Below are 23934 nucleotides of genomic sequence, written 5' to 3'. Positions count from 1 at the left end.
GGCGCCTGCTTTTGCCGGGCCGTATGGTGCAGGAGACGCTAGTGGCCTACCCGGCCTTCCTCGTCGGCCGAGGCAGCGGCATGGCGGGTTTGGGTTTTGCCACTCCCGATTTTACAGGTCCACACCAAGGACAAGCGGCGGCTTTCCCACTGGTTGTTCCAGGTCTGGTTTACGTTGTTGTAGCGCAACGTGCTGCGAAAACGACTGGTATTGAGTATGTCGCTGGCGCGGAGGCTGAGCGTGCCGCGCTCCGCCCGAAACTGCTTTTTCAGGGCCAGACTGAGCTGACCATTGGCCCGTGTATAAAACAGCCCCATCACGGCAGGGGAGTTGTAGTCGCCGCTCACCGTGAGTTTGTAGCTGCGGGGGAGGCTGAACGTGTGCGTGGAGCTTAGGGCCCAGCTATAGCGAGCCAGGCGCAGGGGGCGGCCTTCCACCGGCGTGCTCACCCGGCTATAGCTGCCACTCAGCTCGTTATCTGCTCCCCACCATTGGGTAATAGCGGTGTGGCCGCCCGAGCTGAGAGTTAGGGTAGTAGTTTGCGCCAGGTTCTGGGGAGTGCTGGTCGAAACATTGGTATTATCATCTTGGGTTACCACCTGATTGACGGAGTTGGTTTCGTGCAAATAGCTCAGGCTCAGTAGCTGGAAGTTCTTATGCAGATAGTTGAGGGCCAGCGACTGTGAGAGGGAGGGCGCCAGAAAAGGGTTGCCGCGCTGGGCTGTGTAGAAGTCGGTATAATTCAGGAAAGGGTTCAGGCTTTGATAGTTGGGGCGGCTGATGCGCCGACTCACAGAGGCACTCACCTGGTCGTGGGCGCCAATTTGGTAGCTGGCGAAGGCGCTGGGAAACAGTTGAAAGTAACGGCGGCGCACCCGTTGGGTGGTAGTAGCCGAGTAGCCACTGGTTTGGGTGAGTTCTCCGCGCAGACCTGCTTTCAGCTCCAGGCGACGGTAGCTGGTGTTGAGACTGAAATAACCGGCGCTGATGTGCTCATCGTACCGAAACTGATTGGTGCGCAGAGCATCGGGCTGCCAGCTGCCGTCCTGGAGTTGCTCAAACCCGATGGCGCTACGGGAGGTTACCCAACTGGTTTTCGCACCCGTTTCGGCCCGCCACTTGGTACCGGCCACGGGATGCGTATAGTCGATTTTGGCGGCCCGAATGGTAGTCTCCGAGGCGGCGGCACTGCGCAGCTGCTCGGCCGGGCTCCACTGCCCGCTGCCCGTGGTAAGGATCATGTTATTGAAGCGTTGGTCGTTGGCGCTAGCGTAGCGCACGTAGTCCGCGTCCGCGCTCAGCTCCCGGCCGGTACTATCGAAGGCAAAGCGGTAAGACACGTTCAGGGCCTGATTGGAGAGCGTACTTTGTTTGGGGTTGGTCATCTGTCGGCGGCTCCCGGGCGTCCCTGCCAGGTCCGTAGCTACCGAGGTGCTGGTGCTCAGGGCAGTGGTCTGGTCGGTGCTGCCACGCAGCTGTAGGCCCAGGCTCTGCCGGGGCGTCAGGGCTACGTCGGCTCCGGCGGCAAAAGTGCCCGTGTAGGTGAGCGGGCGCCATCGGTTTTGCTGGTGAAAGAGGCTGTCCCGGATGGTGCGCCGCATCGTCAGGTAGTTAAAGGAATTGTAGCGGCCCCCATCGAGACGGACAAACAGGCGCGTCTTGCCCGCGTTGTAGCTTAGGTTGGTGCCGCCCCAGGTTTTTTCGTACCGGCCATAGCCGGCCCCCACCGTGGAGGTACCACTCAGGCCGGCGAGCTGGCTGCGGCGCAGTTTAATGTTGAGCACGCCGGCCGTACCGGCGGCATCCAGCGAGGCGGGCGGGTTGGGCATCAGCTCAATCTGGCTGATGGCGGAGGCAGGCAGGGACTTCAAATAAGAGCTCAGGGCTGCCCCACTCAGGTACGTGAGTTTGCCGTCGAGGAGCACGGTAACCCCGCCGCTGCCCCGGTAGAGCACGTTATCATCTTTGTCGAGGGTCACGCCGGGCGCTTTCTTGAGTAGTTCAAGGGCCGTTTCGCCGGCCGTATTCAGACGGGCCACGTTCACCACGGTGCGGTCGGCATGCTGCTCCAGCAAGGGGGGGGTACCGGTTACGGCTACCTCACCGAGGGCCGTAGCGGCGGAAGCCAGGCGCAGCGGGGGCACCGCAACCATTGGTTTATCAACCAGGAAAGCAACGCGGCGGCGGGTGTAGCCCAGCAGCAGCGCCTGCACGCAGTAGCTTCCTGGCTTCACTCCGCTGAACGCGTAGCTGCCCTGCTCCGTGGTAGGCTGGGAATTGATGAGGGTGGAATCGGGCAGCCGTAGCAGCACGGTCGTCGCAAAGGGCAGGGGCTGGCCCGCGGTATCCAGCACAGTACCCGAAACGGTAGACTGGGCGGCAGCCTGCTGCGCAAGTAGCAAGGTCAGGAACAGGAGTAGGCAAATGCGGCGGTAGCGGGCAAAAGAAGGCATCGAAGACAGGCGTTGGCTGAAGGATGGCCGAAGGTGCTTCGCCTGATTTTCAGGGTAAAAAACATTATTTCAACGCCCCAAAACCAGCTGCCAGCGCCTGCCGAGGATGTTTTTTCGCCTTGGCATTCCAAAACCGGTCATTCGCATAAAAAAGGGGCAGGCCCTCGAAGAAGGCACTAGTTTTAACCCCGGCAGTGCGGCTTGCTGCCTTCACCTCGCTATTCTCACCCTACCATGAAAAGCTATGCTCTCCGCTGGCACATACTTGGCTGGCTGGCTTACACCAGCTACGAAGTAGTCGGCAAATTGCTGGAGCGCGCTGGGTCCCCGCTACGGAGCGGCCTCTGGCTCACGGCCTCCTTTATTTTCATCCGGGTAGTGGAGTTCTACTTATGCTACCTGGTGGTGTACCCCCGGTTTCTGCGGGCGGGCCACACGGGCCGGCTGGTAGCCGCTTTGGGGGGAGTAGTGGCACTTTTTATTGGTATGCGGGCCACGCTGGAGGAGGTGCTCTTTCCGGCCCTGCTGGGGTTTCGTAACTACGGCCTGGAAGGTGCATTTGCTTACAGGGCCGGGTATTATATTATTGATAACGTGTACTTTGCCAGCCCGGTAATTGTCATCAGCGCGGCCATATGGGCCGCACAGGCTGCTTTTCGGCGCGAGCAGGAAAACCGTCAGCTGCGCGAAGAAAAGCGGGCTGCGGAAGTGGCCTTCCTTAAAACTCAGATTAATCCGCACTTCCTCTACAACACGCTCAACATGCTTTTCAGCCTGGCCTACCCCGTGGCCAAGCCCGTGGCCGAGGCTATTCTGAAGCTCTCGGAGCTGATGCGCTACATGCTGCACGAAAGCCCCGATGGTCAGGTTAGATTAGAACAGGAAATCGAGTACCTGCACAATTACCTGGATTTGTACCGGCTGCGTTTTCCCAACCACTTCCACGTGCACCTGAGCGTAACGGGTGAGCCCGCCGGTTGCCGCGTAGCCCCATTGCTGCTTATTCCCCTCGTGGAAAATGCCATCAAGCACGGGGTACTGGATGACCCCAACACGCCCGTGCACATTCACCTGCGTATCGGGGGCGGGCAGGTGCAGTTTCAAGTCGACAATCAGCGTAGCGACAACCATAAAGACCATACCACCGGCATTGGCCTGCCCAACCTGCGGCGGCGGCTGGAACTGCTCTACCCGGGCCGGCACGGGCTGGACCTGGCCGCCGGCGAGGGCCGCTTTACCGCATCCCTGCGCCTGGTAAGTGGAGCCGGACCCGCATAAGATAAGTCCAGCATCTTTACGGCTGATTCTTGCCACCGGTCAGTTCCATTCCCCGCCCCGAGAAGACGTCACGCGACTTTCCCTGCCCGCCTATGATTCGCTGCCTTGCCGTTGATGATGAAGCCCCCGCTTTGGCTATCCTGGCCGATTACATCGGTCAACTACCCTTTCTCAGGCTGGTGGGTACCACCACCAACCCCATTGAGGCCCTGACGCTGGTGCAGCAGGGACAGGTTGATCTGGTATTTCTCGATATTCAGATGCCCAAGCTCACCGGCCTGCAATTTCTTAAGCTGGCTGGCAACCGCTGCAAAGTGGTGCTGACGACGGCCTATCCCGAGTACGCGCTTGAGGGCTACGAAAACGATGTGGTGGACTACTTACTAAAGCCTATTTCCTTCGAGCGGTTTGTGAAAGCCGCCCAGAAAGTGCTGGCGCTGGTGCCGCTACCTCAGCCACTGCCCGCGCCAGCCCCAGCGGTGGCCCCTATGGCGGCGCCTGCCGGCCATATGTTTGTGAAGGGGGAGAGCAAGAACAAGTTTTTGCGGGTGAACCACGCCGATATCCTCTACATCGAAGGCTTGAGCAATTACGTGTCTATCCACCTACCCGGGCAGCGCATCGTCACCTACCAAACCTTGCGGGAATTGGCCGAGACCTTGCCCCAACCGCCGTTTCTGCGGGTGCACAAGTCTTTTATTGTGTCGCTCGACAAGATTCGCATGGTTGATGGCAACACGATTTACCTGCACGACAAGGAAATTCCCGTCAGCGACACCTACCGTGAGCAGCTGTATCGGCTCATTCGCGAGGCCTGAGGCCCACGGCAGAGCAGGGCCACGACCATTAGGGTACTTGCCATGTACTTTTCTGTAGCCTATGCCGTTGGCGCCCGATGAGCGGCCCCCCCGGCAAGGCCTAATACACCATGACGTGGCGCGTCCACCGGCGGCCGTCGTTGGCCTCAACGCGTAGCAGGTAGCTGCCTGGTTTCAGGCCCTGCGTGCCCAGCTCATTGATGACGCCGTCGGTCGTCAGCTCCCGGCGCAGGCGGCCCAGGTTGTCGAACAGCCGAAGCTGCAGAACAGGGGCCCCGGTCACCGCTACCCGAAGAGCCTGGCCGGACTGAATGGGGTTGGGGAAAACGGCTACGTCCTGGTCCGGCAGATAATACACGCGCTCAGCCTGGCTGTAGAAGGTGGCGCCGGTAGCGGTAACCAAGCGGATTCGGTAAAGACTGCTACCCTGGGTTGGCGCCGCATCGGCAAATTGCAGGGAGGTTGCCGTAACCGGACTAGCAGTTTGCAGGGCTACGTAGCCGGTGGCGTCCTGCCGCTCCAGCGTAGCGGATACCAACTGATAGGTGCTGGCCAGCTGCACATCAAACCGGAGCGTGGCATCTACTACCTGCCGGGGTAGAAAGCTCACGATGTAGCAGCTGGTTCCTTGCTGATAGTTGAGGGTAAGGCTGCGGTAGCCCGGCTGCCCCTGCACCAATGGCGCTACCGCGTAGTAAGGAGCAGCGCCCTCGGTGTCGGCTATGCGCAGGGTGGTATCGGAGGTGGTGCGCAGGGGCTCCAGGTAGCGGCCGCGTAAGGTGTAGAGCTGGTACTGCTCGGCGCCCGGTACGGCACGCCAGGCCAGCAAGGCCTGCGGCGAACAGTAGTATACGGTGCGCAGCTTAGGGTCGGGGCTAATGAGGAACGACGCGGACTCCTCGCCCCCAGTGCCATTCAGCTGAAGCCGGAGCTGCACGGTGGCGGCGGTGTCGGGTGGTGCCCAGGCGTAATAGCCGGCCTGCACGGGCACGTTGGTAGCCACGGTTTGCCATTGGGTATCATTTGCAAACCGAAACTGCAGCGTAGCCATAGCCGCAGGCCCAAGCCATTGCCAGCGCACATAGTTGGGCTGAACGGCTTCCACTACGCTGCCTGCTACCGGCCACGTCCAGTGTAGGCCCGGGGCTGTAGTTTCGTAGGCCACGTAAAAGGGCTGGCTGCCGCTGGTTACTGCATATCCTTTCACTACGACTTGGTACTGGCCCGGTGCCGGCACAGCCACGGTAATTTGCTCTACATTATTCAGGTGGTCGGCCCCACGCCGGGCCGGTAGCGCCAGAGAATCGAGGCGGGGCGTGGGGCTGAGCACCCAGGGGCGCCACCGCTGGCCCGAGCCCACCGCTACCAGCTCGATGTCTAAGTCATTCACCAAAGCCTGGCTGGCATTGGCGGCTGCGGCGGGGTCGTTCCAGGCAAGGGTAAGTTTCAGCTCCTGGGCACCCGCGGGCACCGTCAGAGGAAAAGTGCGCTGTGTGAGGTTGGCTACGCTGCCTTCCAGGAGGCGCCGCTCGGCTATGGTTTGCACGGCCCCCAGCGCATCCAGCTCGCCAAAGCCCGTGGCAAAATCGGGCCCGGCCGAACCTATATCGTCGGTCGCATTCAGCAAAGCGGCCTTTACCAGGGCTGAGGGCGGCAGCGCACCCGCGTGCTGGGCGCGGTAAGCGTCCTGAACCAGCAGGGCCGCCCCCGATACCAGGGCCGCAGCATCGGACGAGCCGCCGGCGCCGTAGGCTACCAGCTCGGGTTTCAGGCGCCCATCGTAAGCTGGCCCGCGTGAACTGCGGGGCGTAAGCTCTTTGATGGCGTTGGTAGCGCCCACGCTGAGGGTGTTCTTCGACTGCTTGAGCTGGCCGGTGAGATTGGCTACGCCCGCTAAGCCGGCGTAGGGACCCTCGGGGCTGGTTTGGTCGCCGCTGTTGCCCGAGGAAAATACGTGCAGCAACGACGGCAGCTGCTGGGCCTGCTCGTCGTAGGCTACGGCTTCTACGCCATAATAATTTTCAATAGCTACGCCATAGGAATGATTTTGCACCGATACCCCTTGCGCCTGCAAAACGGCCGCATCGTCGGGTAGCAGGTTGGCAAAATCGGAAGATGCGATGCGGGCGTGGGAGGCCGCGCCCCGGCCCAGCGGCCCCGTGTTCCCGGCCCCGGCAATGAAGGTGGCCATTTCGGTAGCGTGGGACGTAATGTTGCGTCCATCCAGAGAAAAGGGCACTGCCCGGCCCCGCAGATCAAGGTCGGTGGTGTCGAAAGCCTGCTCCTTTACCGAAACCGTAAGCCCATCCCCCGTAAGGTCCGGAAATGCGTGCCAGACGGCCGCTAGCGTGTTCAGGGTGAGGTCGGCAGAGGCAACGCTGGTTTCCTCGTGGGCGCGCCGGTTGGGCTGATCCATGAAACGTACCCAAGGGCAGGCAGCTAGCTTCCGCAGGCCGGCCGCCGGCAGATTGCTCACGGTAAGCAGCGCGGGCTGGTTTATACTGGCTACTGCGTGGGCATTTGGCATTTGTTGTTGCAGCCAGCGCCGGAAGTCGGGACCACTGGTGACCTGCACGCGCACCTCCCGCGCTGAGGCAGCGCTGGCCCGCAGGAGGGGGGGAGCCAGACGGCTGGTGCTGGTTGACTTTTGCGCTAAGCCCAACCGGGGAACCACGAAAAGTGCGAGGGAAGCAAAACTCAGGAAAAGAACGCGCATTATGCGAGTTGAAAGGGGTGGTGAGAAAGGCTGTGGGTAGAGAGGAGCTCAAGATACGGAAACCAGCCTGCAAGGGGCAGACCTTGCAGCAGGCCACAGGATGGACTCAGGGACGAAAAAGGCCCGTCGGGTGGACGGGCCTATACTTTTTCGGGGCAGCTGGGGCGGAAATCAGTGGCCGCGTCTTCTTGGCAATGGCGGGAAAAGTGGCTGTTAAAGCTGGTACACCGCAATACCGGCGGCCGTAAATAAGTAGGCGTACTGCTCACCCAGCAGAATCAGGCGGCTGGCCCCGGCCTCGGCGGGCAAGGCCACTGTGCGCTCCGTGAGCGTGTAGAGGTGGAAGAAATGCAGTGCCCCGTCGCGCAGGAAATACAGCTCGTCGCCCCGGAAGCCAACCTGGTTTAGTCCCGCAAAAGGCAGCTTTTTGCGGTACGTGCCCAGGTTGTCGAACACGTAGATGCCGCTGCTATAGTCAACCAGATACAGGTTGTTTTGGTACTGACGCAGAAAGCGGAAATCGGGGCGGGAGCGGCCTACCAGCAGATCGAGCGGGGTGCTGGCCACTAGCCGTTGCGCCCCGGAGTCAAACTGGCGCAGCGTCAGGTCCGATTCGTTGAGCAGCCACAATTTGTCGTCGGGAGCCAGCGTCGCCACCCGGATCAGCCCATCCAGGTAGTCGGCCAGACGGACCTGGGTAAGCGGGGCCAGGAAACGGTCCAGGAGCAGCACTTCCTGCCGGTCGTCGTAAAAGGCCAGCAGCTTGGTCAGGTTCCAGGCTTCCAGCTGGGCTACGTGGCCCGGCAGCGGGGCCGAGTACGTGGTGAGCGGCTGCCCGTCGGGAGTGTATTGATGCAGGTTATTTTGGGCGTCGGCCACGTAGAGCGTACCCCGCCGGTCCAGGGACGCGGCCCCGGGGTTGGGCAGGGCAATGGTGCGCACCAACGACCAGGGAGCCGCTGGCGCAGCAACCGGGGAAGCGGGTGCGGCTACGCGCGCGGCCGGGGCAACTGAGGCGGCCGCCGGAACGGTAGGCTGCGCCTTGGCCCGCAGCCCGGTGCCAAGCAGCGCAACGAACAGGAAAGCTGCCCAGGCTGCTGCCCGCGCAACGCTGGAATGGCGTTGCGCCACCCGGTTGCCGACGGGCCTACCGTTCGAAATACTGCAAAGCCAAGTCGTTCCCATCATACACGGCATACGAGCAATAATTGACCCACTCGCCGAGGTTCAGGTACCGGCTCTGGGACAGCACCTCCACATCCAGGGGCAGGTGGCGGTGCCCAAAAATATAGTAGTCGTGGTGGTGGCGCTTTTCGAGCTCCCTACAATAGACAAGCAGCCATTCATCCTCCCCAAAATACTGCTCATCGGCCGCCCCGTTCTGCAGACGGCTGTGCTTGCTCCAGCGATTGGCTATGCCAATGCCCAGGTTGGGGTGCAGGCGCGCAAACAGCCATTGGGCTACGGGGGAAGCAAAAAGGCGCTTAAGCACTTTATAGGTGTGGTCGCCGGGACCGAGGCCGTCGCCGTGGCCAATGTGAAATTCCCGCTGCCCGATCAGCTGGCTTACCGGCTGCCGCAAAATGGGAATGCCCAGCTCCTGCGTAAAGTAGTCGAACATCCACATATCGTGGTTGCCGGTAAAGAAGGTGACGGGCAAACCGGCGTCCGTGAGTTCGGCCAGCTTGCCTTGCAGGCGGATGAAGCCCCGCGGAATGGCGTGCCGGTACTCAAACCAAAAGTCGAAAATATCCCCGAGCAAGTAGATAGCCGCGGCATCCTGGGCGGCCTGGTCGAGCCAGCGCACAATTTTCCGCTCCCGCTCCAGGGAGTGGGCAGCCGTGGGGGCACCCAAGTGAAAGTCGGAAGCAAAGTACACCCGACGCCCCGGCGTGAGGGCCAGGTCAGGCAGACGGGGAGGGAGTGTCATCCAGCAAAAACAGGGCTATGGCCCGCGGGCCGTGGGCGCCCAGAACCAGGGTTTTTTCGATGTCGGCCGTGCGGCTGGGGCCGGTGGTCAGGGAAAACATGGAGGGCAGCTTGTCGCCCATAGGCGACTGTAGCACCTGCAGGGCGTCGGCAATATCGGCTACCACTTGCGAAGTGCGGGCTAGCACGAGATGCCGTTCGGGGTAAATACTAAGCCGGCGCCCACTGCCCGTAGCGCTACTGACTAATACGCTGCCCGTGCGGGCTACCAGAGCCTCGCAGGTGGTGAGGCTAGCCGCCGCATGCGCAATAAAGCCGGCCTCGTCTCCCTGAAAAACGATGTCACCGGCGTGCAGGAGCTTCTTCAACTCAGGCTCCCATACGTACAGATACTCCAGCTTATGCTCTTTCTTGTAGAGGAATAGCTGGTTGTAGAAATGCTCTATTGACTCGCAATAATAGAAGGCGCCGCCCACCCGCCGGAAGCTCTCGGCAAAGGCAATGGCCAAGTCGTCGGCGGGCACTGGGTGAAGCGGGGCACTAAAATCGGGAGCAGCCGGCTGGGGGGCCGGCTTTTGCAAAGCAGTGCGGATGCGCCGCAGAATTAAGTCGCGAGAAGAGTCCGGCATACGTTGCTCAAAGATAGATGATGCCCGACAGAAGCATGGTATGAGCCGGGCGAAGCTGCGAGCATACTGCAGGAGCATATCGGCCAGGCAAAGCACAAAAAAGCCAGCCTGCTAAATCAGGCTGGCTTTTTTTGGCAAAATGGCTATTTACACGGGCGTTGCCGCCGAGCCGCTGGCAATACCTGAGCCACTGGATTGCTCGGGCTTGTCATCCACGCCCGGCAGGTTCAACTCGGGCAGGTCGTTGCCCAGGGCCACCGGGTGTTCGTTTTTTAGCTCGCTGAGGGTTTCGCTCCGGTCGGTGCCGGCCATGTGCGCCTGGTAGCTGGTCTGGCCGCCATAGGGACGCTTGCCCACCAGTCGTTCCAGATCATCCTGCAGCAGCACTTCCTTTTCCAGCAGTTCTTTGGCTACTACTTCCAGTTCGTGCCGACGCTCCGTCAGCAGTTCCTTGGTCCGGACGTAGGCGTCGGAGATAATGGTGCGTACTTCTTCGTCAATCATCTGCGAGGTAGCTTCCGAATACGGCTTCGAGAAGCCATACTCGTTCTGCCCCTTTGAATCATAGAAGGAGATATTGCCCAGCTTGCTGTTCATGCCGTACATCGTCACGATGCTGTACGCCATCTTGGTGATGCGCTCCAGATCAGACAAGGCGCCCGTGGAAATCTTACCGAAGACCAGCTCCTCGGCCGCGCGGCCACCCAGCGTCATGCACATTTCATCGGTAAGCTGCTCGGTGTTGTAGAGGAACTGCTCCCGCGGCAAGTACTGCGCGTAGCCCAGCGCTGCTACGCCCCGGGGCACAATGCTCACCTTTACCAGCGGATCGGCGTGCTCCAAGAACCAGCCAGCAATAGCGTGGCCGGCTTCGTGGTAGGCCACAATGCGCTTTTCGTCGGGGCTGATGATCTTGTTTTTCTTTTCCAAGCCCCCAATAACGCGGTCCACGGCATCGGTGAAGTCCTGCATGGTCACCATCTTCTTGTCGCGGCGGGCGGCAATAAGGGCGGCTTCGTTGCAGACGTTGGCAATTTCAGCCCCGGCAAAACCCGGCGTCATGGCAGCCAGCTTCTTAGCTTCCACATCGGGGCCCAAGGTAATGGGCTTGAGGTGCACCTGGAAAATCTCGGTGCGCCCGTTGATGTCGGGCTTGTCGATGCTGATCTGCCGGTCGAAGCGGCCGGGACGGAGCAGGGCCGAGTCGAGGGTATCGGGGCGGTTGGTAGCGGCCAGGATAATAACGCCAGAGTCGGTGCCGAAGCCGTCCATTTCTACCAGCAGCGAGTTCAGGGTGTTTTCCCGCTCGTCGTTGCCACCGGGTACGTTACCCCGGCTGCGGCTGCGGCCAATGGCGTCAATTTCGTCGATGAAGATGATGCAGGGCGCCTTGGCTTTGGCTTGCTTGAACAGGTCACGTACCCGCGCTGCCCCCACGCCCACGAACATTTCCACGAAGTCGGAGCCCGAGAGTGAGAAGAAGGGTACGTCGGCTTCGCCAGCTACTGCCTTGGCCAGCAGGGTCTTGCCCGTGCCGGGAGGGCCTACCAGCAGGGCGCCTTTGGGGATTTTACCGCCGAGAATGGTGAACTTGGAAGGGTTTTTCAGGAACTCCACGATTTCCTGGATTTCCTCCTTGGCTTCTTCCAGCCCAGCTACATCTTTAAAGGTGATTTTAACTTTGTCGCCCCCTTCAAACAGGGCCGCGCGCGACTTGCCGATGTTGAAGATCTGACCGCCGGGCCCGCTGCCACCGCTCATGCGGCGCATCAGGAACCAGAAGCCCACCATCAGCAGAATCATGAAGCCCCAGGTGCTGATAAACTCACCGTAGCCCTGGCGCGTGTCTACTTCCAGCCCGATTTGCTGCTCGCGCGGAATCTGGGCCTGAAGCTTATCGTAGTCTTCCTTAAAGGTTTTGCCGTCAATCACGCGGAAGGCGTACTGGGGACCGGCTTCCAGGGCCAGCATGCCCCGACGGCCCAGCTTCTCGGCGTGCTCGGGCTTGCGCAGCGCCGAGGGCTTGAGCATCACCTCTACCGTACGGTCGTTTACCAGCGTCACGCGGCTTACATCGCCCTGCGCCAGCCAGGTTTCAAACTTTTGCTGAGTGGTGTCGAGGGTGGCGTTGCTGCGGGTGAAGTACACCATTCCCAGCACGAACACGACCAGGCCAAGCAGCATCCACAGCTGCATGCCCGGCTTAGGCGACGGGGTAGGCAGCATGGGTTTTTTCTTTTTTTGCGGGGTCTTATCAGACATGAATACAAAGCGTAGTCTAAGACAAAAAATCTGGAGGTACTCGGCAGTACCCGCCTTTCTTGGGCGGCAGACGTATCAGCCGGCCGTTTACCTTACCGGGCGGCTGTTTCTTCCTCCACGTAGGTGATTTCGGCATCACCCCAAAGCTCTTCCAGCGCGTAGAACTGGCGCCGGTCACGCAGGAAAACGTGCACAACAACGTCCACATAGTCCAGCAGCACCCACTCGCGGTTGGTACGGCCTTCCGTTTGCCAGGGGTTCTGGCCGGTGAGTTTCTCTACCTCTTCTTCGATGGAGCGGGCAATGGCTTCAATCTGCGTATCGGAGGAAGCCGAGCAGATAACAAAATAATCTGCTACGGCATTTTTAAGTTCTTTCAGGTCGAGCACTACAATGTCGGAAGCCTTTTTTTCCTGCATGCCGCGTACTACAACATCTGCCAATCTGTCCGAATCCTGCCGAACCAGCGTACTTTTCATGGGGTATTATTAGGTTTGAATATCACAAAGTACGAAAATCAGGTGGAGGCACTACACCCCAAAACCCTCTTCACGGGTCAGCAAGTGATTTGGCTGACCGAATGTGCCTCTACAAACACGGAGGCGCACAATTTGCTTCTCAAAAGCCGCGCCACGGAAGGCTGCGTAGTGCTGACCGACAAACAGACCGCCGGCCGGGGCCAGCGCGGCAACGAATGGGAAGCCGCCCCCGGGGAAAATCTGACGCTTTCCGTTGTCTGGAAGCCCACGTTCCTACCCGCCGCCGACCAGTTTCAGCTCAGTATGGCCGTTGCACTCGGCGTGTACGATTGGGCAGCTGCCCTGCTGAGTGACGGACCGGCTCTGCGGCTGAAATGGCCTAACGACTTGTATTACCATAACCAGAAACTGGGTGGAATTCTTATTGAGAACACCTTAAATAGCGCCGGAATTCAATCCAGCATCGTTGGCATCGGAATAAATATCAATCAAACGCAGTTTGCCGTGCCCACCGCTACCTCCCTGAGTGTGCTGACGGGGCGCAGCTATGCCCTGCCGGCCATGGTGGAGCGGCTGCTGGAGGCGCTGGAGCGGCGCTACCTGCAGCTGCGGGCCGGCAATGTAGCCACGCAGCGGCAGCAATACCTGCGGGTGCTCTACCGCTACCGCGAGCTGCAAGGCTATGAGGTGCGGGGACGCCGCGTTCTGGGCCAGATAGTAGGCGTGGAGCCCGACGGCAAGCTGGCCTTAGAGATTAATGGTGAATTGCACACGTTTGGGCTGCAGGAAATCCGCTACTGCTGACGTGCCCAGAGATTTTGCTGCAGACAGGCAACCTTTGGCCCGCTCTAGCCGAGTAGAAAGACGTAGCGGCCACTCGCAAAACAGGCACGGTGCTTGTCTTAGCAGCAGCCGATGTTCTCTTTCACTCTTTTTCCTCTAGCTATGAAACTCTTTACGCGTGTATGCCTGGTCGCCCTCTTGCTGGGGCAGCAGTTCGTGGCGGCGGCCGCTTCTTTTACCGTCATCGTGAAGGATTTCGCCTATTCGCCTCAGTTTCTCACCATCAACCCCGGCGACGAGGTGACGTTTCAGTGGGAATCGGGCACGCACCCCACGGCTTCCGACAACGGGGCGTTTGAGCAGTTTGCGATGAACACCAATGCGCGTACGAAAACATTGAGTTTTCCCACCGCTGGCGTTTACGGTTACCACTGCACGTTCCACGGCGGGCCGGGCGCGGGCATGTTCGGGAGCATCACGGTCAACACCATCACGCCGGTTGCGCGCACCCAGCCCGCGGCAGCTTCCCTGCAGCTGTACCCCAACCCTTCGCGGGGTATGGTGTTGCTCACCCTGGACCAGAAGCAAGGTCAGGACTACAAGTTGCGCATCACCAACATTATTGGCCGGGAGGTGCGGGTAGTGCCGCTCCGGGCCGACCTTACCGCCGCCGGCCAGCCGCTTAACCTCTCCGATCTGCCCGCGGGCATGTACATGTGCAGCCTCCTGCAGAACGATAAGGTAGTCGGCTCAAAGCGGCTGATACTGCAGAACTGAGGCCTTGCCTGATACTTTATTTCCTGAAAGCAGCCGGCAACCCCGGCTGCTTTTTTTGCATCTGTACCGCGGCTGGCTGCCCGCCACGGGTGCGGCGCGGCCGGATTTATTGCCTACTTTTGGCTCTTCTCTGAACAAGTAAGGAATGCGTCGTTACAAAAGCCTGAATAACTTGGTGGGCTGGCTGGTATTTGCCGTGGCCACCCTCACCTATCTGCTCACGCTAGAGCCTACCGCCAGCTACTGGGACTGCGGCGAATTTATAGCCTGCTCCTACAAACTCCTGGTACCGCACCCTCCGGGGGCTCCCACGTTCCTGCTGCTAGGCCGCCTGTTGTCCTTGCTGTCGTTTGGCGATGCCACCAAAGTGCCCATCCTGATCAACGCTCTGTCGGCGCTTAGCTCTTCCTTCACGGTGCTGTTCCTGTTCTGGATTATCACCATGCTGGCCAAGAAAATAGTCGTGGGCCAGGCTCGCCTAGCCGATGGCCGGGCTGTGGAGCCCACCAGCGGGCAAACCATCCAGATTCTGGGCAGTGGCGTAGTCGGGGCGCTGGCGTTTGCCTTTTCCGACTCCTTCTGGTTCAATGCCGTAGAGGCCGAGGTATACGCCATGTCGGCGGTGTGCACGGCCGTAGTAGTTTGGCTGATGCTGAAGTGGGAAAACCGCGCCGATGAGCCCGATTCCGACAAATGGCTGATTCTGATTGCCTACGCCATTGGCCTGTCGATTGGGGTACACTTGCTGAACCTGCTGGCTATTCCGGCCCTGGGCTTTATTTACTACTTCCGCAAAAACGCCACCCCCACGCTGTTGGGTAGCTTCCTCACGCTGGTTATCAGCAGCGTAATTGTGGGTGTTATTCTGGTAGGTATTATCCCCGGCCTGCCTTCCCTGGCTGGTGGGTTTGAAGTGTTCTTCGTCAATAGCGTAGGGCTGCCGTTTAACTGGGGCATCATCATTTTCCTGCTGCTGTTTCTCACCCTCATCTGGCTGGGCTTCCGCTACGCGGCCCGCACCGGCAACCGCCTGCTGAACACGGCGCTGCTGTCGTTTGTGTTTATTCTGATTGGGTACTCTTCCTACCTGATTGTCCCCATCCGTAGCTCCTACCACCCCACCATCAACGAGAACAACCCCGAGGATGTACTCTCGTTTGTGAGCTACCTTAAGCGCGAGCAGTACGGCGACCGGCCCCTGCTCTACGGGCCCCAATTTAATGCCCGGCCCATAGCGTCGAAGGAAGGAGCTAAGCGCTACGTGCGCAAGGGCGACCAGTATGCCGAGGCCGCTCCGCGCACGGAGTACGAGTATGCGCCCGAGGACAAGATGCTGCTGCCGCGCCTCTACAGCGCCTCGCCCGAGCACCTGTACCAGTACAAAAAGTGGGTAGATATCCGCGAGGATGTGAAGCCGACGATGGGCCAGAACCTGTCGTTTATGGTGCGCTACCAGTTTGGGCACATGTTCTGGCGTTATTTCCTGTGGAACTTTGTAGGCCGCGAGGGCGACATGCAGCAGGCCGGCGTAGTCACGCCGTTCAGCAGCAAGAATGGCCTGCCCGAACGCGTGGCCGAGAGCAACGCCTACAACAACTTCCTCGCGCTGCCGCTCATCCTGGGCCTAGTTGGCTTGTTCTTCCACACCCGGCGCGACGGCAAAAATGCCTTTATCGTGGGCTTGCTGTTTGTGTTCACGGGCCTGGCCATTGTGTTTTACCTCAACCAGCCACCCATCGAGCCCCGCGAGCGGGATTACACCTTTACGGGCGCCTTCTTTGCTTTCTCTATCTGGATTGGGCTGGGCGTAATGGCCCTGGCCGAGGGTCTGCGCACCATCCTCAAGGCCGATGGGCTGCGGGCTGGCGTAGCTACGCTGGTAGGCTTGCTGATTCCCGGCATCATGGTGGCGCAGGGCTGGGACGACCATAACCGGTCCAACCGCTACATCTCCGTCGATTCGGCCAAGAACATGCTCGACAGCTGCGCGCCGAACGCCATTCTGTTTACCAACGGCGACAATGACACCTTCCCGCTCTGGTATGCCCAGGAAGTGGAAGGCTACCGCACCGACGTACGTGTGGCCGTGCTCAGCTACATGAACACCGACTGGTACATCGACCAGATGAAGCGGCAGTCGTATAAGTCGGCCCCGCTGCCGATTTCCTTGGAGCACTCCCAGTACGTAGAAGGTACCAACGACTACCTGCCGTACGTGGAAAATCCGGCGGTGAAGGAAGTAAACCTGCGGGAGTTCATTTCGCTGGTAAAGCAAAACAGCCCCTTGCTGCAGGTTAGCTACGGCGAAGGTGGCCCCATGCTGCTTTCGTTCCCCACCAGCAAATTCTTCCTGCCCATCGATACGGCCGCGGTGCAGAAAATGGGCATCATTGCCCCAGAGCGCCGTAGCCAGCTCGTGGACCGCATGGAGTGGAATATGGGCAAGGGCGCCATTGAAAAGAAAAACCTGGCCATCCTGGATATTCTGGCTTCCAACAACTGGCAGCGCCCGGTATACTTTGGTACTACCGTCAACTCCCAGGACTACATGGGCCTGGAGCCGTACTTCCAACTGGAGGGCATGGCCTACCGTATTCTGCCCGCCCGCGACCCGAACTACAACCCCCGCAGCGGCGACGACGGCTACATCGTGAAGGAGCAGATGGAGAACATCCTGCTGAAAAAGTTTGCGTACCGCAACCTGGATAACCCAGCGGTATACTACGATGAAAACAGCCAGCGCTTCCCGGCGAACTACCACGATAAGTTTGCGCGCCTGGCCAATAGCTACCTGGCGGCCGGCAACGTAGCTAAAGCCAAGGAGGTAGCCGTGCAGTGCCTCACCCGAATACCTGATGCAGCCATTCCCTACGACTTTTACACGCCCCAACTGGTGCCTGCTCTGGTAAAAGGTGGCGAAACGGTGCGGGCCAACCAGATTATGGACTTGCTCACGAACCGCGCCCAGCTGGCGTTGGCGTATTACACGGCCCACAACCCGGCCCTGCACGACCAGGATATTCAGCAGAACCTGATTACCCTGCAGAGTGTGGCGCGGGCTGCCGATGGGGTGGGTGACCAGACGCGGGCAGCCAAGGCATTTGGCCTCATGCAGCAGTACATGCCAGCCCAGCAATAAATTTTAAAACCCTTGTTTCTCACCGGCCCCGTTTTGCCTTGCAAAGCGGGGCCGGTGGCGTTTGGGCAACATCCGGTTTTACTGGCTGACCAGCTTTCTGGGGCCAGTGGGCCCAGCCTGCAAAAGGTTACCGGGTAAACGCCGTACCTTTGCCTTCTACTTTAACATGAATCGGGGCGCCCGGCTTTGCCGCAGAACCGCCGCCGTGGAGCTATGGAAAACCGCAACGACCGTCCTCGCCAGCCGAAGAGCCGCCCTTTTTACGACGCCGACAACCGCCCGGTGCCCCGCCCCGACAACCGCCGTGCCGAAGGTCGTTTCGATGACCGGAATGATAACCGGGGCGAAAGCCGGGACAATAGCCGCAGCGACAATAGAGGGGAAGGCCGGGGAGAGTATAAGCCCCGCTACCCGCACCGCCCGGCCGCCGACCGCGGCATCGATATGCTATTTGGGCTGCGGCCTATTCTGGAGGCCTTGCACGCTCACCGCACGCTGGAGAAAATCTATCTGCTGCGCGGTACCAAAAACAGTATCACCCAGGAAATTACGGAGCTAGCCAAGGAGGCCAACGTGCCCGTGTCCCTGGTGCCGCTGGAGAAGCTCAACGACCTGACGCGCAAAAACCACCAGGGCGCCGTAGCCTTCGTGTCGCCCATTGAGTACCAGCCGCTGGATAGCATCCTGGCGGGCTTGTATGAGGAGGGCAAAACACCGCTGCTGCTCGTGCTGGACCGCATCACCGATGTGCGCAACTTCGGCTCTATTGCCCGCAATGCCGAGTGTATGGGCGTACACGCCATTGTGGTGCCCAGCCGCGGAGCCGCCCAAATCAACGGCGACGCACTGAAAACCTCCGCCGGCGCCCTCAACCTGATTCCGGTGTGCCGGGAGCCCAACCTGAAGGAAACGCTCACCTTCCTGCGCGAATCGGGTGTGCAGGTGGTGGCCTGCACCGAAAAGGCCGATGCCAGCCTCGAAGCGCAAACGGTGGATATGAGCGGGCCGCTGGCCGTGCTTATGGGCAGTGAGGAAGACGGCATCAGCCCCGAGTACCTCAAGCTGGCCGACCACAAGCTGCGCATTCCCATGGCGGGCCAAATCAGCTCCCTCAACGTGTCGGTAGCCAGCGGCATTATGCTCTACGAAGTGCTCCGTCAGCGTTTGAAAAGTGGCCAATAGTTCGGCCAATATGTTTTAACAAGCCCGCGGAAAACGCTTTCCGCGGGCTTGCTGCTTTTTAGCGGGCTGGTTGAGGAAATGCCGGACATGGCTGTTGTTTTTTAAGCGGACTGCAACTTGCGGCCGCAAGTCCGGCTCCTCTGCATAGTTTACAGTAAACTACCCTGTAGGCTTATGTATCTATGCTAAAATTTACGTTGCCCTTCGCGTTGCTTACTGCCCTAAGCTTCGCGGCCAGTGCCCAGGACCAGCCACGGCGCTTCGAAGCCGGGGTCGAACTGCTGAATTATTCACCTTTCGCCAAGCAGACGTACAACTACGCGAGCAGCCAACTCAACAATAAGGCGCAGTGGGCCTCCGGAGCCGTTTTTCGTTATAACCTGGGGCGTCTCGGATTGCGTTCGGGCATTAGCTACACCACTGGCTCGGACAAAACCCAGGAAGTAAATAACTGCAACGACTGCCCCGTAGGTAGCTCTACTGCCCGTGACCTGCGCCTGCGCCTTGGCGTGCAGTATGCTCCCATTGCCAAGGCCCCGTGGCTGTACGTATTCAGCGACTTTTACTACCGCAGATTTGTTTCTGAAGGCAACTACACCGGCGGCCTTTGCGGCTGCCAAGACACGGACGTGACGGTGAAATCCAACGGATTCGGCAACAGCACTGGCATTGGCTTTAAGGTGCGCACGTGGAAGCAGTTTTCTCTTAATCCGGAAGTGTACTACGATGTATTGCGGGCGCCCAACACCGTCAACAACTCGGACCGCAACCTGGGCACGTCGCAGCAATACACTACGCGCACTACTCAGCAAGCCCCGGCTGTGCGTGTAAATGCTATTATTTCCTTCTGACGTCCTTCAGTGCTGAATAGCTCGTAAAAAAGAAGCCCGCTACCTGGTGTAGCGGGCTTCTTTTTTCTTTGTTGCCGGCAGGGAAATGGCTAGTTATACCCCGTTCCCTTTTTCGATTTTACATCGGCCACAAAGTCTTTTACGCGCTGCTCTTCCGTGCGCTTGCAGATGAGCAGCACATTGTCGTACTCGGCCACGATGTAGCCTTCGAGACCCTGCACCACCACCAGCCGTTCGGAGGGCGTTTTGATAACGCACTCCTTGGTATCGTAGAGGAGGGCGTTGCCGTCCACCACGTTGTTTTCCGCGTCGTGGTGGCCCATGCGGTGCAGGGAGTCCCAGGTGCCTAGGTCGCTCCAGCCAAAGTCGGCGGGCAGCACGTACACGTTATCGGCCTTCTCCATCACCCCGTAGTCGATGCTGATGTTGCGGCAGCGGGTATAAGCCTGAGCAATGAACTCCTCCTCCTGCGGGGTGCCCAGCACGTCTTGGCCTTCATCAAATACTTCGGCAATGTCGCTGAGGTACTGATGGAACGCGTGCAGAATCACCTCGGCCCGCCACACAAAAAGACCCGAGTTCCAGAGAAAGTCCCCGCTGTCGAGAAACATCTGCGCCAGCTCCGGATTGGGCTTTTCCGTGAAGGTTTTCACCTTCTTCAGCGGACCAAGCGACGAAGCATCTTCGTCCAGGAACTGAATATACCCGTAGCCCGTGTCGGCGCGGGAGGGCTGAATTCCAAGCGTAATAAGAATGTTATGCTCCCGCGCTGCTTCAGCCGCTTGGCGGATAACCCGCTGAAACACGTCTTCGTGGAAGACCGCATGGTCGGCCGGGGTTACGATGATGACGGCGTTCGGGTCGCGCTGGGCAATGCGGTAGCTGGCGTAGGCAATGCAAGGCGCCGTATTGCGGCCGATAGGCTCGCCCAGAATCTGGTCGGCGGCCAACTCCGGCAGGTGCTGCTGCACCAGGGAAGTATAGTCGCGGTTGGTGACTACCAGAATGTTCTCCACGGGGCAAATGCCCCGAAAACGGTCGATAGTGAGTTGGAGCATGGAGCGGCCTACGCCCAGCACATCGTGAAACTGCTTGGGATGCTGGGTGCGGCTGAACGGCCAGAAGCGGCTGCCAATGCCGCCCGCCATAACGACGAGGTAGGTGTGTGGGTTCATAGAAGCTGACGACGCAGGAACCCGCGCCGGGTGGGAAAACGAAGTGCCGGGAAAGGTACGGTTTTCCGGCGTCCGCTGAGGCCGGATAGCAGCTTATACCAATCCCTCGCGCAGCAAATCGTGCAGGTGAATAAAGCCGCTGAACCGACCATGCTCCAGCACTACCAGCTGGGTAATATTGCGCAACTGCATCCGCGTAAGCGCCTCAGCTGCAAAATCGTCGGTTTCCACCGTTACGGGCGCTTGGGTCATAATATCCTGAGCCCGCACGTCGTCGAGGTGCGCGAAGTTGGTGAGCATGCGGCGCAGGTCGCCGTCGGTGATGATGCCGCACAACGCGTCGGTTCCGGGGTCGAGCACAGCGGTGGCCCCCAGTCGCTTACCCGATATTTCGAGGATGATTTCCTTGAGGGGCGCGTCGAGGCTCACGCGGGGCTTTTCGTTGTTGCGGCTCAGGTCGCCCACTTTCAGGTAAAGCTTTTTGCCCAGCGTACCGCCCGGGTGCAAGCGGGCAAAGTCCTGGGAAGTAAAGTCGCGGCTTTCGAGCAAACACACGGCCAGCGCGTCGCCCAGGGCCAGCGCAGCGGTGGTAGACGTGGTTGGGGCCAGGTTGTGCGGGCAGGCCTCGCGCTCTACCGGGGCGTGCAGCACGTAGTCGGCCTGCTTGCCCAGGTAGGAGTCGGCATTGCTGACCAAGGCGGCCAGGGCAGTGCCTTTGCGCTTGAGCAGAGGCACCAACACTTTTATTTCGGGCGTGTCGCCGCTCTTGCTGATGCAGATCACGAAGTCCTCGGGCAGGATCATGCCCAGGTCGCCGTGAATAGCGTCGGCGGCGTGCATAAACAGGGCCGGAGTGCCCGTAGAGTTCAGCGTAGCCACTATTTTGCTGGCAATGTGGGCGCTTTTGCCAATGCCCGTCACCACCACGCGTCCCTGCAGGGCGAGGATGGCGGCTACGCAGTTGGCGAAATCGGGGCGCTGGTCGAGGGCAGCGGCTACACCGCGGATGGCATCAGCCTCTTCGAGAAGCACTTTTTTTGCCAGGGAGTTGGTATCGTTGTGCTGTTTCAATCTAAATTTGATATCAAATAGAAAGTGGAGGGGTCAGAAAACAGCGGCGGTTGTCTTAATTTTTCGTCCCCTTTCTCTCTACCGTAAAATTGTCTAGATTGAGAAAACAACTGCGTTGTTTATCTCATCTGCATCCCCCAACCGAGAAGTGAGGAAGTCCATGCCAGCCGTTAAACAAGCCGCCGCTCAGCCGGCTGCTGATCTGAAGGGCAAGTTAAAGGAAGTTTTCGGGTACGGCCAGTTTCGGGGTACTCAGGAAGCCATCATCCAGAACGTCATCGAGGGCCACAATACCTTCGTGATTATGCCTACCGGTGCCGGCAAGAGCCTTTGTTATCAGCTGCCTGCCCTGGTGCTGCCCGGTACGGCCATTGTGATTTCGCCGCTGATTGCCCTGATGAAAAACCAGGTGGATCAGCTCAACGCGTTCGGCGTGAACGCGGCTTTTCTGAACTCGACCCTGTCGAAGACGGAAATGAACAAGGTAAAGCGGGACGTGATCAGCGGGGATGTGCGGCTGCTGTACGTAGCCCCCGAAAGCCTGACCAAGGACGAAACCATCGAGTTTCTGCAGAAAGCCACCATCTCCTTTGTAGCCATCGACGAGGCGCACTGCATCTCGGAGTGGGGCCACGACTTCCGGCCCGAGTACCGCAAAATCCGCAGCATCATCGACGGGCTGGGCGTGGATGTGCCCATTATTGCCCTCACGGCCACGGCTACGCCCAAAGTGCAGCTGGACATCCAGAAAAACCTGCAGATGGACGAGGCCTCGGTGTTCAAGACCTCCTTCAACCGCACCAACCTCTACTACGAAGTCCGGCCCAAGCACCAGACCAAAAAGCAGCTGATTCAGTACGTGAAGCAGCGCAAGGGCCAGGCCGGCATCGTGTACTGCCTTTCCCGCAAGAAGGTGGAGGAAATTGCCGAGCTGCTGCGCGTGAACGACGTGCGCGCCCTGCCCTACCACGCCGGCCTCGACCCGCACGTGCGCATGGCCAACCAGGATGCCTTCCTCAATGAGGACTGCGACGTGATTGTGGCTACCATTGCCTTTGGCATGGGCATCGACAAGCCCGACGTGCGCTTCGTGATTCACTACGACACGCCCAAAAGCATTGAGGGCTACTACCAGGAAACCGGCCGCGGTGGCCGCGACGGCCTGGAAGGCGACTGCCTGATGTTCTACAGCTACGACGACATCGTGAAGCTGGAGAAGTTCAACAAGGACAAGCCCGTAACGGAGCGTGACAACAGCAAGCTGCTGCTCCAGGAAATGGCCAACTACGCCGACTCGGCCGTGTGCCGCCGCAAGCAGCTGCTGCACTACTTCGGCGAGACGTTTGAGAAGGACTGCGGCTTCTGCGACAACTGCCGCCACCCGCGCGAGAAATTTGAGGGCAAGGAGTTTGTGAAGCTGGCCCTGCAGGCCGTGGTGCAAACCGAGCAGCGCTTCGGCATTGAGCACCTCACCAGCGTACTCACCGGCCTGACGAACCCGCACATCGAAAGCTACGGCCACAACAAGCTGCCCATCTACGGCGCCGGCCACGACCACGACGCGGCGTTCTGGCACTCGGTGCTGCGCCAGTGCATGATTGCCGGCCTGCTCGGCAAGGACATCGAGAACTTCGGCGTGGTGCGCATCTGCCCCAAGGGCGAGGAATTTCTGGTGGCTCCTTACAGCTTCAAGCTCTCGAAGGATCATAACTACGAGGAGGAAATGCAGGAGCAGGCCGAGCAGGAAGAAGTTCAGCAGGCCGCCGGCCATGATGCCGCCCTCTTCGACATGCTGAAGGCTTTGCGCAAAAAGCTAGCACATCAGAAAGGCCTGCCGCCCTATGTGCTGTTCCAGGACCCTTCACTCAAGGAAATGGCTACCACCTTCCCCGTGAAGATGGAAGACCTAGCCCACGTATCGGGTGTAGGACAGGGCAAGGCCCAGAAATTCGGTGGCCCGTTCCTGGACCTGATCAAAAAGTACGTCGAAGAAAACGACATTATGACGGCCGCCGACGTGGTGGTAAAATCAGCTGTCAACAAGTCGAAAATCAAGATTTACATCATCCAGCAGATCGACAAGAAGATGGACCTGGAGGAAATTGCTTCCTCCAAGGGCATCGACATGCGGGAGCTGATGGAGGAAATTGAGCATATCTGCTACGCCGGCACCAAGCTCAACCTCGACTATTATATCGACTCCGTACTGGATGAGGAGCGGCAGGGAGAAATCTACGATTACTTCATGTCGGCCAGCACCGATAACATTGCCGTGGCTCTGAAGGAGCTCGGTGATGATGAATACACGGAAGAAGACCTGCGCCTGATGCGCATCAAGTTCCTGAGCGAGGTAGCCAACTAGCCTCCCTGTTTTACCGCAAGCGGCCCGAAT

At 59.5% G+C, this 23934-nt stretch carries 17 protein-coding genes; 8 read left to right on the top strand and 9 right to left on the bottom strand.

Translation table 11 applies throughout. The annotated features are described in order from the left end of the window. Window positions 1-38 precede the first annotated feature (38 nt). On the bottom strand, window positions 39-2453 hold the full coding sequence (locus tag FY528_RS10065) for an outer membrane beta-barrel protein (RefSeq protein ID WP_149070877.1): 2415 nt from the start codon (window positions 2451-2453) through the stop codon (window positions 39-41). Between the two features lie 234 nt (window positions 2454-2687). On the opposite strand from FY528_RS10065, the gene FY528_RS10060 reads away from it, so the two are divergent. Continuing rightward, window positions 2688-3731: a sensor histidine kinase gene (locus FY528_RS10060; RefSeq protein ID WP_149070876.1), complete on the top strand. Its 1044-nt coding sequence runs from the start codon at window positions 2688-2690 to the stop codon at window positions 3729-3731. Between the two features lie 92 nt (window positions 3732-3823). Then, a complete protein-coding gene (locus tag FY528_RS10055) occupies window positions 3824-4549 on the top strand; it encodes a LytR/AlgR family response regulator transcription factor (RefSeq protein ID WP_149070875.1) in 726 nt (241 codons plus the stop codon). A gap of 100 nt (window positions 4550-4649) precedes the next feature. Here FY528_RS10055 and FY528_RS10050 read toward each other — a convergent pair whose 3' ends face one another. The 6 genes from FY528_RS10050 to rsfS all read right to left on the bottom strand — a co-directional run bounded on the left by FY528_RS10050 (window position 4650) and on the right by rsfS (window position 12564). Next, entirely contained in the window at window positions 4650-7265 is a 2616-nt protein-coding gene (locus FY528_RS10050; RefSeq protein WP_149070874.1) for a S8 family peptidase, read from the bottom strand. A 213-nt stretch (window positions 7266-7478) separates the two neighbouring features. Further along, entirely contained in the window at window positions 7479-8453 is a 975-nt protein-coding gene (locus tag FY528_RS10045; RefSeq protein ID WP_149070873.1) for a hypothetical protein, read from the bottom strand. Beyond that, window positions 8413-9195, bottom strand: coding sequence for a UDP-2,3-diacylglucosamine diphosphatase (locus FY528_RS10040; RefSeq protein WP_149070872.1), 783 nt, complete (start codon window positions 9193-9195; stop codon window positions 8413-8415). Before FY528_RS10040 ends, FY528_RS10045 begins: the two co-directional genes overlap by 41 nt. Then, window positions 9170-9823 (bottom strand): LutC/YkgG family protein, encoded by a 654-nt coding sequence (locus FY528_RS10035; protein ID WP_149070871.1) that lies wholly within the window; start codon window positions 9821-9823, stop codon window positions 9170-9172. Before FY528_RS10035 ends, FY528_RS10040 begins: the two co-directional genes overlap by 26 nt. Window positions 9824-9970: 147 nt before the next feature. Beyond that, window positions 9971-12085, bottom strand: a complete 2115-nt coding sequence (gene ftsH / locus FY528_RS10030; RefSeq protein WP_149070870.1) for an ATP-dependent zinc metalloprotease FtsH — start codon at window positions 12083-12085, stop codon at window positions 9971-9973. A gap of 92 nt (window positions 12086-12177) precedes the next feature. After that, complete coding sequence (gene rsfS / locus FY528_RS10025) at window positions 12178-12564, bottom strand: ribosome silencing factor (protein ID WP_149070869.1); 387 nt, start codon at window positions 12562-12564, stop codon at window positions 12178-12180. 15 nt (window positions 12565-12579) lie between these two features. Here rsfS and FY528_RS10020 point away from each other — a divergent pair, with 15 nt between their 5' ends. The 5 genes from FY528_RS10020 to FY528_RS10000 all read left to right on the top strand — a co-directional run bounded on the left by FY528_RS10020 (window position 12580) and on the right by FY528_RS10000 (window position 19296). After that, window positions 12580-13368: a biotin--[acetyl-CoA-carboxylase] ligase gene (locus tag FY528_RS10020; protein WP_149070868.1), complete on the top strand. Its 789-nt coding sequence runs from the start codon at window positions 12580-12582 to the stop codon at window positions 13366-13368. Window positions 13369-13509: 141 nt separating this feature from the next. Continuing rightward, window positions 13510-14124: a T9SS type A sorting domain-containing protein gene (locus FY528_RS10015; protein WP_187632072.1), complete on the top strand. Its 615-nt coding sequence runs from the start codon at window positions 13510-13512 to the stop codon at window positions 14122-14124. Window positions 14125-14269: 145 nt separating this feature from the next. Continuing rightward, entirely contained in the window at window positions 14270-17263 is a 2994-nt protein-coding gene (locus tag FY528_RS10010; RefSeq protein ID WP_149070866.1) for a glycosyltransferase family 117 protein, read from the top strand. A gap of 213 nt (window positions 17264-17476) precedes the next feature. Next, entirely contained in the window at window positions 17477-18445 is a 969-nt protein-coding gene (gene rlmB, locus FY528_RS10005) for a 23S rRNA (guanosine(2251)-2'-O)-methyltransferase RlmB (protein WP_149070865.1), read from the top strand. A 182-nt stretch (window positions 18446-18627) separates the two neighbouring features. Next, the gene (locus FY528_RS10000) at window positions 18628-19296 is read left to right on the top strand and encodes an outer membrane beta-barrel protein (protein WP_149070864.1); all 669 of its coding nucleotides are present in this window, start codon (window positions 18628-18630) and stop codon (window positions 19294-19296) included. An 89-nt stretch (window positions 19297-19385) separates the two neighbouring features. Here FY528_RS10000 and FY528_RS09995 read toward each other — a convergent pair whose 3' ends face one another. Both FY528_RS09995 and FY528_RS09990 read right to left on the bottom strand, forming a co-directional pair. Next, window positions 19386-20471 carry a mannose-1-phosphate guanylyltransferase gene (locus tag FY528_RS09995; protein WP_149070863.1) on the bottom strand — a complete coding sequence of 362 codons (1086 nt, stop codon included), beginning with the start codon at window positions 20469-20471 and terminating at the stop codon, window positions 19386-19388. A gap of 93 nt (window positions 20472-20564) precedes the next feature. Then, complete coding sequence (locus FY528_RS09990) at window positions 20565-21542, bottom strand: KpsF/GutQ family sugar-phosphate isomerase (protein ID WP_149070862.1); 978 nt, start codon at window positions 21540-21542, stop codon at window positions 20565-20567. 160 nt (window positions 21543-21702) lie between these two features. On the opposite strand from FY528_RS09990, the gene recQ reads away from it, so the two are divergent. After that, on the top strand, window positions 21703-23904 hold the full coding sequence (gene recQ / locus FY528_RS09985) for a DNA helicase RecQ (protein ID WP_149070861.1): 2202 nt from the start codon (window positions 21703-21705) through the stop codon (window positions 23902-23904). The last annotated feature ends 30 nt before the right edge of the window (window positions 23905-23934 follow it).

The organism is Hymenobacter lutimineralis (genome assembly GCF_008271285.1).
GTDB classification, from domain to species: Bacteria; Bacteroidota; Bacteroidia; order Cytophagales; family Hymenobacteraceae; genus Hymenobacter; species Hymenobacter lutimineralis.
This window is presented reverse-complemented; position numbering and strand designations above follow the sequence as displayed.

Coding starts and splice junctions, on each gene's coding strand:
- FY528_RS10045 (WP_149070873.1), bottom strand. CDS start 8,453: ATGATGGGAACGACTTGGCTTTGCAGTATTTCGAACGGTAGGCCCGTC.
- recQ (WP_149070861.1), top strand. CDS start 21,703: ATGCCAGCCGTTAAACAAGCCGCCGCTCAGCCGGCTGCTGATCTGAAG.
- FY528_RS10010 (WP_149070866.1), top strand. CDS start 14,270: ATGCGTCGTTACAAAAGCCTGAATAACTTGGTGGGCTGGCTGGTATTT.
- FY528_RS10000 (WP_149070864.1), top strand. CDS start 18,628: ATGCTAAAATTTACGTTGCCCTTCGCGTTGCTTACTGCCCTAAGCTTC.
- FY528_RS10035 (WP_149070871.1), bottom strand. CDS start 9,823: ATGCCGGACTCTTCTCGCGACTTAATTCTGCGGCGCATCCGCACTGCT.
- FY528_RS09995 (WP_149070863.1), bottom strand. CDS start 20,471: ATGAACCCACACACCTACCTCGTCGTTATGGCGGGCGGCATTGGCAGC.
- FY528_RS10015 (WP_187632072.1), top strand. CDS start 13,510: ATGAAACTCTTTACGCGTGTATGCCTGGTCGCCCTCTTGCTGGGGCAG.
- FY528_RS10055 (WP_149070875.1), top strand. CDS start 3,824: ATGATTCGCTGCCTTGCCGTTGATGATGAAGCCCCCGCTTTGGCTATC.
- FY528_RS10040 (WP_149070872.1), bottom strand. CDS start 9,195: ATGACACTCCCTCCCCGTCTGCCTGACCTGGCCCTCACGCCGGGGCGT.
- rsfS (WP_149070869.1), bottom strand. CDS start 12,564: ATGAAAAGTACGCTGGTTCGGCAGGATTCGGACAGATTGGCAGATGTT.
- FY528_RS10050 (WP_149070874.1), bottom strand. CDS start 7,265: ATGCGCGTTCTTTTCCTGAGTTTTGCTTCCCTCGCACTTTTCGTGGTT.
- rlmB (WP_149070865.1), top strand. CDS start 17,477: ATGGAAAACCGCAACGACCGTCCTCGCCAGCCGAAGAGCCGCCCTTTT.
- FY528_RS10065 (WP_149070877.1), bottom strand. CDS start 2,453: ATGCCTTCTTTTGCCCGCTACCGCCGCATTTGCCTACTCCTGTTCCTG.
- FY528_RS10060 (WP_149070876.1), top strand. CDS start 2,688: ATGAAAAGCTATGCTCTCCGCTGGCACATACTTGGCTGGCTGGCTTAC.
- ftsH (WP_149070870.1), bottom strand. CDS start 12,085: ATGTCTGATAAGACCCCGCAAAAAAAGAAAAAACCCATGCTGCCTACC.